A 13,937-nucleotide genomic window follows, 5' to 3' on the forward strand; every position below is an offset into this window, starting at 1 on the left:
CATAAAAAATCTAATATACAATATACCCATGATGAAACAACCTTTTACCAGACTAGGAGTAACCACTCTACTTTCCTGTTTATGTTCAGCATTTCTTCATGCGCAAGTAGTTACAGACGAGCGGCTGTTCTCTTTTGAGGAACCGCAAGTTCCAGACTGTATTACGGGCGTCCACTCCCGGCTTTCCATCTCCGATATACATTATAAGGATGGAAAACATTCGATGAAATGGGACTTTGAACCTGGCGGCGTATTAGAACTCAAGAAAGATTTGAAATTTGAAAAGAAGGATCCGACCGGAAAGGATCTGTATCTTTCAGCTTTTATAGTGTGGGTGTATAATGAAGAACCCCAAAATGCAACGATCGATTTTGAATTCTTGAAAGACGGTAAGAAATGTACTTCGTTTCCTTTCGGAATTAACTTTAAAGGTTGGCGTGCCGCATGGGTTTGTTATGAACGTGATATGCAAGGTATGCCGGAAGAAGGTATGAATGAACTCCGTATTGTTGCCCCAAATGCAAAAGGAAGCCTTTTCATCGATCATTTGATTACTGCGACCAAGGTTGATGCACGTCAGCAAACAGCCGATTTACAGGTGCCTTTTGTAAATGCCGGAACCAATAACCATTGGCTGGTTGTCTATAAGCACTCGCTTTTAAAACCGGATATTGAATTGACCTCTGTCAGCGACAAGCAAAAGAAAGAAATGCAACTGCTGGAGAAACGTTTCCGGGATATGAATTATACAAAAGGCAAGCTCTCGGACAAAGAAGTGGAGACTATCCGTAAGAAATATGATTTTTATCAGATTACATATAAAAACGGTCAGGTATCGGGTGTGCCTATTTATATGGTGCGCGCTTCCGAAGCTTATGAACGGATTATACCGAATTGGGATAAGGATATGCTGACTAAGCTCGGTATAGAAATGCGTGCCTATTTTGATTTGATGAAACGGATTGCTGTTGCGTATAATAATAGTGCTGCAAAACCGGAACTTCAGAAAGAAATGAAGCAGAAATTCTTGGCTATGTATGACCATATAACAGACCAGGGGGTGACTTATGGCAGTTGTTGGGGGAATATCCATCATTACGGATATAGTGTTCGCGGATTGTATCTGGCATATTTCCTGATGAAAGACGTACTTCGTGAAGCCGGTAAGTTGCAGGAAGCCGAACGCACACTGCGGTGGTATGCCATTACGAATGAGGTATATCCTAAACCGGAAGGTAATGGAATTGATATGGACTCATTTAATACACAGACTACCGGTCGCATTGCAAGTATCCTGATGATGGAGGATACACCGGAAAAGTTGCAATACTTGAAGTCTTTCTCCCGTTGGATTGATTACGGTTGTCGTCCCGCTCCGGGGCTGGATGGCTCGTTCAAAATAGATGGCGGTGCTTTCCATCACCGTAATAACTACCCTGCTTATGCCGTCGGTGGTTTGGATGGGGCGACTAATATGATTTATCTTTTCAATCGGACAGAATTTGCTGTCTCGGAATTGGCACATGAGACAGTGAGAAATGTATTATTTGCAATGCGTTTCTACTGTAATAAATTGAATTTCCCATTGTCAATGTCCGGTCGTCACCCCGATGGAAAGGGGAAATTAGTGCCGATGCATTATGCGATGATGGCTATGGCAGGGACTCCCGATGGGAAGTCCGAGTTTGACAAGGATATGGCATCCGCTTATCTTCGCCTTGTCTCAGGTATTTCTTCTAAAGAACAGGAACCGGAGTATATGCCCAAAGTCTCTAACGCACAGGAACGTAAGATTGCGAAGCTGCTTGTGGAAAAAGGTTTTCGTCCTGAACCCGATCCGCAAGGAAATCTGGCACTGGGTTACGGTTGTGTATCTGTACAACGTCGTAACAACTGGTCGGCAGTGGTCCGCGGACATTCCCGCTATCTTTGGGCGGCAGAACATTATCTGGGGCATAATCTTTATGGCCGTTATCTGGCACATGGCAGCCTGCAAATCCTGACAGCGGCACCGGGACAGAACGTTACTCCTGCCACAAGCGGCTGGCAGCAGGAAGGTTTCGACTGGAACCGTATCCCAGGTGTGACTTCCATACATCTTCCGCTGGAACAGTTGAAGGCTAAAGTCCTGAATGTGGATACTTTCTCCGGCATGGAAGAAATGCTTTACTCTGACGAGGCTTTTGCCGGTGGATTGTCGCAAAAGAAAGAGAATGGAAATTTTGGAATGAAATTGCACGAGCATGATAAATACAATGGAACTCACCGGGCACGTAAATCTTTCCATTTCATCGGCGGAATGATTGTTTGTCTAGGCTCGGATATTGAAAATGCCAACACGGAATACCCTACTGAAACCACGATATTCCAGTTGGCAGTAACAGATAAGACAGGACATGATTACTGGAAGAATTATCAAGGTGAGGGCAAGACATGGATTGATCATCTGGGAACCGGATATTATGTACCGGCTGCAGCTAAGTTTGAGAAGACCTTCCCGCAATATTCCCGTATGCAGGATACAGGCAAGGAAACGAAGGGGGATTGGGTTTCATTAGTCGTGAATCATGGGAAAGCTCCGAAAGGCGGAAGTTATGAATATGCTGTCCTGCCACAAACAAATGAAACTGTTATGAAGTCATTTAGCAAGAAACCTGCTTATAAGGTACTGAAGCAGGATCGCGATGCTCATGTCGTGTATTCATCGGCAGAGAATATATACTCTTATGTACTTTTTGAAACCCCGCAAGCACCTCTTCCTGGTGAATTATTACAGCGTACGGATACGTCCTGCCTAGTGATGATTCGTAAGGAATCACCAGAGAAAATTCTGCTGACAGTGGCACAGCCGGACTTGGCATTGTATCGCGGTGCAAGTGATGAAGCTTTTGATAAAGATGGAAAACGGATAGAACGCAGTATTTATTCCCGTCCGTGGATTGGCAATGAAAGTGGTGAAATTCCTGTTACTGTCACTTTGAAAGGTCGATGGAATGTCGAAGAAACTCCTTTCTGCAAGGTTCTTTCGTCTGATAAAAAGCAAACGGTTCTCCGTTTTACTTGTAAAGACGGAGCTAGCTTTGGAGTGGAACTACGGAAATAAGGTGGATTCAATATAAACAGAGTGTGAAGCCTCGGACTTAAATGTTGTTCCAAATAGAAGAAAATATTGTTTCAAATATTGGTTCTTTTTGTTTCACTGTTTGAAACGAAGTGTTTCACACCGAGAAACGAAGTGTTTCAAGCACTGAAACAAAGTGTTTCACGCCGAGAAACAAATAGTTTCAAATGGGGTTGAAACTTTTAGGACGGAAGCGAATAAAGTAAAGGTGGCAATAGAATGGAGAAGGACATTCTATTGTCACCTTGTTATTTGCTATCTATTGCCATTTTTACTTCTTGATAATGTGTCGTTTAGCTACCCAAAGTGACAATAGGAATGTACAAAAAAACTATGTAGAGATGCGTCTTAGAACATAAACATAGCTACCGCTACGATACGGTTATTGCAAACAGCATGAGTGTCTATAATTTTTCCGTTAGAATGTTTGAGTGAACCATACCATGCCGAACTTAGAGTATATTCCAAACCAAATTTCCAATGAGGTACATTGTATGTCAATTCAGCTCCTGCTGTAACTAATTGGTCAAGGTTTGTTCCTGTACCATATAGCTTTTCTGATTCCAATGCATCGCTTGTTCCTAAATTCTTTGCGTAGCCGACAAAGATTCCCGGTTTCCATTTTTGCCCGTAAACGGCATTCAGCCAAGAACTTGAAAAACGTATTGGAGTGTATTTCTGTTCTCCTGTGCGTTCATTAATAGATTTAATGCCGAATCCGCCAAGACCGGACGCTTGTGTAAGATTGGAACCTAATACACTCTTTGCGCCAATAAACCAGTTCTTATTCGTGTATTTCACATGAGCTTCGTAAGAAAGAGTTGTGATGCGTTCGTCTACTTTATATCCTTCTGTGGAGACTGTGCGTGGCTTTAATGATAACAACTCAACACCTACACCTGCTAATAGACCATCTTTCTTGTAATCTGCCCCAATATAAATTTCAGGAACACAGCCTTTCTTTATATACTCCTGGCTTTTTCCGGCAGGTCCTTGAGACAAATACTGGGATTGCCATACGGCAGCTCCCGTGAGTTGGAAGTTACGGTTTGTATAACGATAACGAATCTGCGGTGCACGACTAAACGGTTGGAAAGGTGCTCCTACCGAAAGGTTAAGAATCTGTGGCGAAACATCTCCGAACAACGGATGCCAGGTTTGTCCGAGCAATAAAGCTGATTTGCCCCAATCCAAGTTGAGATAAGCATGGCGAAGGCGTACTACTGAATAAGAAGTACCTGTGCCGCGGAAGTCAATTTCTACTTTAGCAGAAGTTTTGGCTGTTCCTAGTTTAGGACCGGCAACGTCTACTCCCAAACGTGAATATAACGTATAGAAATTACTGTTTGACGTTGAATTCAAATCGTTTCCGTCCGGATCGCGTACCTTGTCTTTGGGATACATATAGAACAACCCGTCTACGGTTTCTTCGTTGGCACGACTGTTATAATAAAAGTCAGTACGAATCTGTCCGTAGAATTTGAACTTGAAATCCTTCATCTGTGCAAAACTGCTCGAAACAGTTATCAGGCAAATAAATAATAGAATGTATTTTTTCATAATGTGCTTGTTTATAAACGGGCGCAAAATTACATAAAATTCCGATTATCAGCTTATCATTGATTAAAAAAGGCATTGACAGCCTGATTATATTTGTTCAGACTTGTACTTTTATGAATCGCTTTCAATAGTTTTTTTTCTGTATTTGGCAATAAATATTCCCAAAAAGTCTTCATTTTGTTTAGGAGCTGTCCGTCTCCACCTTCAAGCTGCTCTGCGTATGCCGTGTATACGCTTTTGTGCATCAATTGCAATTTTTGTACCATTTCATCGAAGCTAAGAGCGCGTCCGTGTCTATGCTCTAATGCTAACGCCGGATTGGCGAGTAGCCCGCGTCCTATCATAATTCCGGCTAATGAAGGAAACTTGTCCTGAATTTGTTGAATATCTTCCAGACTGTTTATGTCTCCGTTATAAATAATAGGATGTTTGCAAGCATCTTGAAAATCAGCGAACCCTTTAAGGTCTACCTTACCTTTATATTGTTGTTTGCCTAAACGGGGATGCATCGTGACTTGCCGCAGTGGCAGTTCATTAATAATAGGAGCTAGTTTGAGGCATTCAGCCGCATTTTCCCATCCCAATCTCATTTTTATGGAGAAACTGATTTGCGGATACTTCCGAACCAAGCTGAGCAGTGCTTCCACTTCTTTGAGATAAGGCAGGATGCCGGAACCATTGTGGCGCTTTGCTAAAATTGGAAAGGGGCAGCCCAGATTTACATCCGCTTCTTTATATCCTTTCTCGATAAAAAGGGAGAGAATCGCTTCCGCTTTTTCAACTGTCGGAGCTATTAACTGAGGGACGAGGTGGGGCACATGATTGTTTCCCGGTTCGATGCCTCGGACATCCCTGCTGCGGAACTCGCCTTTCTCGATTCGGACAAATGGGGTGTAATAAGTGTCTACGCCACCGAAACAAGCGGCGTGGGCATTGCGGTAAAAAACTTCTGTGTACCCCTGTAGCGGGGCAAAGTGAATGGGTAAGTCTTGCATTACGTTATTTTTGCACAAAGATACACCGAATATATTTTTATATGTATGTTTTTGTATCATAATTGAATAATTTTGGCCGGTAAAGTAGGCTGTGAGTTTTTAAATTTGCGCATTGACAAATCTAATTTTAAATGTAAAACGAATAGTATGCAACCCGAATTCCGAATTAATCTTTCATGGAAGAGAGGTCTCAGTATGTTACTGTTAGCCTTATTTTCATTCTCTGTGGCACTGGCCCAAGTACTTGTACGGGGTACAGTCGTTGACCAAACTGGAGAATCGGTGCCTGGCGCAAGCATCCAGGTCAAAGGAGGCACTCAAGGTACAATTTCAGACCTTGACGGCAAATTCTCACTAAATGTTCCTAACAAGAAATCCACTCTTGTCATCTCTTTTATCGGTTATATAACCCAAGAAGTGCCAGCCGATGCATCTAAGCCTATGTCTGTTGTGCTGAAAGAAGATACAAAGACACTGGATGAAGTAGTCATCGTAGGCTATCAGGAAATCAAGAAGAAAGACCTTACCGGCGCTGTGTCAAAAGTCGATATGGAAGGCTTGCTCAAAACTCCAACGTCTTCGTTCGACCAAACCTTGGGTGGACGTATTGCCGGAGTGAATGTTAGTTCGGGCGAAGGTATGCCGGGTGGAACGATGAACATCGTAATCCGTGGTAACAACTCTTTGACACAGGACAACTCACCATTGTATGTGATTGATGGTTTCCCGGTGGAAGACCCTGCTATCGCAGCTACTATCAGCACTTCGGATGCTGAATCTGTTGAAGTATTGAAAGATGCCTCGGCTACTGCCATTTATGGTGCACGTGGTGCCAATGGTGTCGTTATTATCACCACTAAGAAAGGTAAGGTAGGAAAACCGCAACTGAAGTATGATGGAAGTTTCGGTGTGCAAAAAGTAACCAATACGATTCCGATGCTGGATGCATATGAGTTTGTGAAGTTGCAGAATGAGATGTTCCCGGCAGATACACAAAAGAATTATCTGAAAGAATATGAAGGTAAGCAATGGACATTGGATGATTATCGTGGTGTTCCGCAGTATGATTGGCAAGACGAAATATTTCGTACTGCCTGGCAGCAGAGCCATAACGTAAGTTTGATGGGAGGTACGGAAGGCGTTCGTTATAATGCTTCGGCTTCTTATTTCGACCAGGATGGTATCGTTCTGAACTCAAACTATAAGCGTTTCCAGACACGTATGAATACAGTGGTTCGCCGTGGTAAACTGAATATGAGTATAACTGCCAACTATTCACGTGCTATTCAGACAGGTAGTTCTACCTCTCTATATTCCTCCAGCGGTATGAATAACTTGTTCTATAGTGTATGGGGATATCGCCCAGTTACAGAGCCGGATGTTCCATTGAATACATTGATGGACAATGCACTCGACTCTTCCGTAGAACCGACTAATGATTATCGTTTCAATCCGATTATGTCATTGAAGAATGAATATCGCAAGAACTACACCAATAATCTTCAGTTGAACGGTTTCGTAGAATACGAGTTTATAAAAGGTTTGAAACTGAAAGTTTCAGGCGGTTATACTTACGATGCCCGTAACAATGATACATTCAATAATTCAAAAACACGTTACGGTAGTCCGATTTCTACAGATAAAGTCAATGCGCAGGTTGTTCGTAACCAACGTCTGACGTGGTTGAACGAAAACGTCCTGACCTATCAGACTAATATAAAGAAGAAGCATTTCTTTAATTCATTGCTTGGTATCACTTTCCAAAACTCTGATTACGAGTACTATTCTTTCAAGACTACCAATATTCCGAATGAATCTATGGGAATGGCCGGTATGAGTGAAGGTATTCCAAGTACTACCAGTTCCGAGAAGTCATCGTGGTCTATGATGTCTTACTTAGGCCGTGTGAACTATAATTATCTGTCTAAATACTACGCAACAGCATCATTCCGTGCTGATGGTTCTTCCAAATTCGCTAAAAAGAATCGGTATGGTTTCTTCCCTTCGGCTTCCTTGGCCTGGAACTTTAGCGAAGAGGACTTCATGCGAGATTTCAAATCTGTTGTTTCCAATGGTAAATTGCGTACCAGCTGGGGTTTGACAGGTAACAACCGCGTAGGTGAATATGAAGCTTATGCTTTGCTGCGAATGCTGAAAGCATCTTCAAATAATATTCCGTCAGGAGTTTATCCGTTTGAAAACAACCAGAATAGTGTCGGTATGGTACCTATCGCCTTGTCAAATAAAGATTTGAAATGGGAAACGACCGAACAATGGAATGTTGGTCTGGATTTAGGCTTTTTCGACGAACGTATCAGTGTGAATGTTGACTGGTATATGAAAACAACTCGTGATTTGCTTTTGGATGCGGACATGTCTTATACAACAGGTTTCAAGAGTGCCATGAAGAATGTGGGCAAGGTACGTAACTCTGGTGTGGAATTTACCTTGAATACGATAAACTACAATAAGAACGGTTTCAAATGGAGCACTAACTTCAATATCGCATTCAATAAGAATAAGGTATTGGAACTTGCCGAAGGTCAGAAATCCTTGTTGACTTCTGCTTACTTTGATCAGGCATACAATACACAACCTACATATATTGCAAAGAAAGGTTATTCGATGGGTATGATGTATGGTTATCAATATGAAGGAACTTACAAGTATGAGGACTTCTATAAATCAGGTGATACATATGTATTACATCCAGGTGTTCCTTACTACTCCAGTGAGAGCAATACGCAACCCGGTATGCCTAAATATAAAGATTTGAACGGCGATGGTGTCATAGATTCCAATGACCGTACTATGATCGGACGTGGCTTACCTATTCATACTGGTGGTTTCACCAATGATTTCGAATACAAAGGCTTCGATTTGAGTATCTTCTTCCAGTGGTCTTATGGAAATGATATCTTGAATGCTAACCGTTTATTCTTCGAAAACGTCAATAATTCGCGTAATCTGAATCAGTATGCAACTTATGCTGATCGCTGGACACCGGAGAATCCGTATAGCGATATTCCAGTTGCCAAGAACTCCAGTTCTAACAAGGTGGTATCTTCACGTGTCATCGAAGATGGTTCTTTCCTTCGCCTAAAGACGCTGAGTATAGGCTATACTCTGCCCAAGAAGGTGATTAAAAAGTGGAGAATCTCGAATGCCCGTGTTTATGTGGCAGGACAGAATCTTTGGACAATTTCCGGTTATTCCGGTTATGACCCGGAAGTTTCTATCCGTAACAGCGCCTTGACACCGGGACTTGACTATTCTGCTTATCCGAGAGCTTATGCAGTCAATTTTGGAGTTAATTTAGGATTTTAATATTATTTGAAATGATAGATATAAAGAAGAAATTATGAAAACGATAAAAATAGTATTCCTTTCTTTTGTAGCTGCATGTACAATGGCGTCGTGTGACTTTTTGGAAAAGGAACCATATAAGATTGTTCCAGAAAACTATTTCCAGAATGAAACGGAGGCTCAGAACTTTCTGACCGGAGCTTATGCGAACTTGGCGCAATCTACTTTTTATGGTGGCGATTATATGGTACTCGTAGGCGGTGACGACCTGGAATTCTACGGCGGATCTACCGGACGTATTTCCAATACAGGATTAATCTGTAATAATACGACAACCAGTGACGCGGCTGTCACACAATTTTGGGCTAACTTATACAATGGTATTGAGCGTACTAACATGTTTCTTGAAGAAATAGATAAAGTACCGGGGATAAGTGCTGAGAAGTGTGCGCAGTTTAAATCGGAAGCGCGTTTCCTGCGTGCATTCTACTATTTTAACCTGGTGCAATGCTGGGGAGATGTTCCTTTGAAACTGGAATCTACCTATTCGTCAGGCACGGTAACCAATAAAGATATTGCCCGTACCGACAAGAATGTAATTTATAAGTTTATTGTGAAAGAAATGGAAGAAGCTGCTGATGAAGGGCTGCTTTCTGCCAATGAATTGGGTTATAAGCCCAGTCGCATTTCGCAGTCGGCTGCATGGGGAATCCTGGCACGTGTTTATCTGTTTTGGGCAGGCGAACATTATCGTGACGGCAAACCGGCATCTGCCGAAACAAACTCTTATTTCGAACGTGCCAGCTTCTTCGGACAGAAAGTAATGGCGGAAGGACATGACCTTGCTGATGATTATTGGGATACATTCATTGATATGTGTTCGAACAAATACAATACAACCGGTTCTAATGAAAGCATTTGGGAAGTTGAGTTTGCCGGTGACGGTACGGGAGATGTACGCTCGGAAGGTCGTATCGGAAATACGATTGGACTTCAATGTTCGGACTTCTCTTCTCAATCCAGTTTGGTAGGAAAAGCCGATCCGGGATATTCTTACGGATTCCTTTGGGCTACACCGAAACTTTATGATTTGTATACCAAGAATGGTGATAAGAAACGTTTCACCTGGAACATAGCACCTTTCACCTATCGTGCGCTGGACGCTGATGCTGACGCAGGTATTAAAGGTAAAACCGGAATTGTAGGAAGAACTTTTGAGAGCAAGGAATTATACGAATTGGTAACCGGTGCGGGTTGGTATGGAGAAAAATCTTATGATTATGATGGCCCGGATGAAGGTAAGGAATTTGTAAATAAGACAAGCCAAAGAGGAGATGTTTATAAGAAAGCGGTTGCCGCAGACAAGGTAAGAAAAGACTTGTGTTGTGCAAAATTCCGTCGTGAGTATGAACCTGCTACCAAGAGAAATAAGAATTTTACCTCTATCAATTTTCCCATTCTTCGCTATTCGGATGTATTGTTGATGGTGGCAGAAGCAGAAAATGAGTATCAGGGCTATCCGACAGATTTGGCTAAGCGTTGCCTGAAGGAAGTACGCGACCGTGCAGGAATCACAGATCATACAGGTTCTCTTAATTCGCAGATTGCTTTCCGTAACGCGATAAAAGATGAACGTGCCATGGAGCTGTGCTTTGAATACACCCGTCGTTTCGACTTGATTCGTTGGGGAGAGTTTGTGGAGAAGATGAATGAACAGGTTGACCTGGCACTGAGTGGCACTCATTGGAATCAGGGTTCTCAGGTAGCACCATTCTACCGCGTGACTTCCGCTTATCAGTATTTCCCCATTCCGGATGCTGAAAAAGCAGTGAATAAACTGATTACAGATAATAATCCGGGTTGGTAATCACCTTGAGTCTATTAAATTATTAAAGAAAAGAATAGGACGATGAAAATATATAAATTGTTATTAGTAAGTTTGGGAGTTCTTTACTTCACATCTTGTGAGAAAGAACTGGATCGGGACTTGACGGATGTCAGCGTAAGGGTGGCAACCAACGAAAATGTAAGATACGAGGGAAACATACTGACTGTAAAAAAGGGAACTCCTGTTGAATTCCTTCTTCATGGTGATCCGGATTATGTATCTTTCTTTAGTGGTGAACTCGGACATCAGTATATTTACCGGGACAGAAAGGAATATTCCGCGGAAGATGTTGAATCATGTGAACTGAAATTCGGTGTTTGGACAGCGACGGGAAATGCAAATTCATGCACGAATCAGTTGGATATACTATATTTGGCGGAAGAACAGGAAACAGATTCGGAGAATAGTACGGCTTTTCCGGGGATGAGTAAGACTAATTTTGAGGCTGATTCTGTTTTAGTAGAGAAAACTACAGTATGGAAAACCTTTATCCCACGGACAAAATTGCCAACTTCAGTATTGGGTAGTGCAGCCAATGCGCTGAACTATAGTGAATCGGTAAAGAAGTTTATAGGTAAAAAGCTGACATTGGCTATTGCATTCAATAAGGACGGGAAAAAGTCATCTGACTTTCCTCCTTATAGTAGTGGCGATCCTATTCCCCAGTCAACATTCAATTTCGTAGGTATGCGTGTTGAAACTACTTGGAAAAACGGTCGTGTAACAACTGCTTATGCTTCTTCTTTTGGCTTTACTCCTTTAAATATGAAGAATAAGACAGTATTTAAAGATCAGGCTGAAATTAACATGCCAAAAGACCGTGAATATGGTTCTGTTACAACGGGTGTATCAGGTATGTGGAATTTGAGTAGTATAGCAAACGGTAGCTTTGCTGTCACTGGCGCTGCTACCGGTTCCAACTGGAAATATACCTGGCTTGTTTCTGATTATTTGAATCTGCTTGAATGTCCGTCACCGGATTCGGGAGTGAAGGTGAAAGATGTTTCTCAGGAATTGAACTCTTACACTTATACTTATAATCAAGTGGGTACGTATACTGCTACATTCCTGATGAATAATTCCAATTATGCGCATGCGGCATCCAAGACTTGTGAGTTGATTATTAATGTAACAGAATAACTTTAAATACTAATAGATTATGAAGTACATAAAATCGTATATACTTTTCGTCCTGATGTTTTTTACCGTTACCGGTTGTACGCTGGACGACCTGAAAGACGATGTGAACAACCTGAAGGATAGGGTGACGCTTATTGAAGAACAGGTGAAGCTGTTGAATGATAATTTGGCTGTAATCGGCTATATTCTTGATCCACAGAATAAGACAGTTAGTAAGGTTGAGACTGTCACAGAGGGTGGAGTGGAAAAATATATAATCACTTTGAGTGATGATAGACAATTGTCTCTCGTTATTGGTAAGGGAGGAACGGTTAATGAGCCGGAAATAACAATCGGTGAGGATGGCAAATGGTACATAAATGGTAATCCTACAGGAATCGTTGCTGTGGGAGAAGATGGTAAGAACGGTGAAGGTTATCCGGAATTTCGTGTGGAGAACGGTAACTGGCAAGTACGTTTCGGTGATGGTGCTTGGGCGAATGTTCCCGGTGGCGAAGGTATTGCCGGTGGAAGTTCCTTGGGTGACCAAATCTTTGAATCTGCCAAAGTTGATGGCAATAACTTTGTAGTGACTTTAAAAGATGGTAGTATACATACACTTCCCATTGTAGCAACACTGGTTTGCGTTATTGATAAGTCTGCGTTGGATGATGAAGACTTTTTGGTTATTAATAAGGGAGAAAGAGCAATTGTTCCTGTTAAGATAGAAGGCGAAAATTCACAAGTTACCTGTCCGCAAGGCTGGAGAGCCACTTTGAGTAAACTAGATAAAGTTGATGAACAAGGTAACAACTATCAATTATCAATTTTTGCTCCTGCTGCAGATGTTAAGGCATTGACTAGAGCTATGGCTGATAACACTACGGATGTGACTGTTCAAGTTCAAAAAGGAGCGTATTGGGCTGTTGATAAGATTAAGGTGAAGAATCCGAAAGATTATAGCAATAATTTGAATAAATATGAAGATGGACTGGTTGTCACTGTAGGTGGATTGGAAATCAATAAAGAGACCTATGGAGCAGCGACAGAAATTACTTCAGATCAAGCTATATCAGAAGGTGGAGTATATTTTGTATCTACCAATAATGTAACGCTGACTTATGCTTTGGGAAATACAGGAGTGGAAGAATTAATTATTATTCCGACTACGGTGGATGTAACTACGATAAATTTGGCAGTCTCCAAGCAGATATTTCTGAAAGGTACATTTGTATGCCAAAATGTTACTTTGAGCAACACTACTAATCATTATCCATTGCGAGTTGTGAAAGAGGATAATATAAATATTGTTTTCGATCAATGTAAGATTAATGACTTAGTTGCAACTAAAGGACTTGTCATGAGAGGTTCTGAAATTACTGTTGCTTCTATAGATAACTTTGTTATCAGTAATTCTGATATTAATCTTGCGATATCAGGTGTTGGATTGTATTTGTTGACTCAGATGACTTGCAAAAATCTTAGTTTGGACAACAACCTTATTTATTCTTCTCTCAGTGACGGTTTAACAGAGTTCAAGATATTTAATGGTAATAATTTAACAGTCGAAAACCTGAATTTGACAGCTAATACATTGATTGATATTGAATCTTCCGGTAATAGCGTTTATGGACTTGTAAGAGCAAACAGTGTAGAACAAGCCACTGTGAAGGATAACTTATATTGGCTATCGGATGCTGCCAAAGCTGCATATTTCTTTACCGGTGCAAGCGCTATAGTGAAGAATCTGAATAGCGGTGCTAATTTTGGGTATTCTAAGGCAGGAAAACCGCTTCGTATGTTCCAAAATACTGCTATTGATCCTGATGTTGAACTTGTAGGAGGGTTGTTTGATACGGATAATTCTGCTACCTTTAATAAGTCAACAGGTATCTTTATACCTAAAGATGGTTATACTCAATATGGTGCACAACGCTAAAACTAAGAA

Annotated in this window: 7 protein-coding genes; 5 read left to right on the forward strand and 2 right to left on the reverse strand. The window is 41.5% G+C overall.

The window, feature by feature from the left end; all coding sequences use genetic code 11:
• Window positions 1-28: 28 nt before the first annotated feature.
• Complete coding sequence (locus RDN93_RS01265) at window positions 29-3,103, forward strand: chondroitinase family polysaccharide lyase (protein ID WP_308743864.1); 3,075 nt, start codon at window positions 29-31, stop codon at window positions 3,101-3,103.
• Between the two features lie 366 nt (window positions 3,104-3,469).
• Here the strand turns inward: RDN93_RS01265 and RDN93_RS01270 are convergent, their stop codons facing one another.
• Together RDN93_RS01270 and RDN93_RS01275 are read right to left on the reverse strand one after the other, a co-directional pair.
• Entirely contained in the window at window positions 3,470-4,681 is a 1,212-nt protein-coding gene (locus RDN93_RS01270; RefSeq protein WP_308743865.1) for a DcaP family trimeric outer membrane transporter, read from the reverse strand.
• A gap of 56 nt (window positions 4,682-4,737) precedes the next feature.
• A complete protein-coding gene (locus RDN93_RS01275) occupies window positions 4,738-5,676 on the reverse strand; it encodes a tRNA-dihydrouridine synthase family protein (RefSeq protein ID WP_308743866.1) in 939 nt (312 codons plus the stop codon).
• A 147-nt stretch (window positions 5,677-5,823) separates the two neighbouring features.
• Between RDN93_RS01275 and RDN93_RS01280 the strand changes: the two genes are divergently transcribed.
• Genes RDN93_RS01280 through RDN93_RS01295 form a run of 4 tightly spaced genes read left to right on the forward strand, consistent with a single transcriptional unit; the run spans window position 5,824 to window position 13,928 of the window.
• Complete coding sequence (locus tag RDN93_RS01280; RefSeq protein ID WP_308743867.1) at window positions 5,824-9,003, forward strand: TonB-dependent receptor; 3,180 nt, start codon at window positions 5,824-5,826, stop codon at window positions 9,001-9,003.
• 34 nt (window positions 9,004-9,037) lie between these two features.
• Window positions 9,038-10,849 carry a RagB/SusD family nutrient uptake outer membrane protein gene (locus RDN93_RS01285; protein ID WP_308743868.1) on the forward strand — a complete coding sequence of 604 codons (1,812 nt, stop codon included), beginning with the start codon at window positions 9,038-9,040 and terminating at the stop codon, window positions 10,847-10,849.
• Between the two features lie 42 nt (window positions 10,850-10,891).
• On the forward strand, window positions 10,892-12,010 hold the full coding sequence (locus RDN93_RS01290; RefSeq protein ID WP_308743869.1) for a DUF5017 domain-containing protein: 1,119 nt from the start codon (window positions 10,892-10,894) through the stop codon (window positions 12,008-12,010).
• 19 nt (window positions 12,011-12,029) lie between these two features.
• Entirely contained in the window at window positions 12,030-13,928 is a 1,899-nt protein-coding gene (locus RDN93_RS01295; RefSeq protein WP_308743870.1) for a PL29 family lyase N-terminal domain-containing protein, read from the forward strand.
• Window positions 13,929-13,937 lie beyond the last annotated feature (9 nt).

The organism is uncultured Bacteroides sp. (genome assembly GCF_902491285.1).
GTDB lineage: Bacteria > Bacteroidota > Bacteroidia > Bacteroidales > Bacteroidaceae > Bacteroides.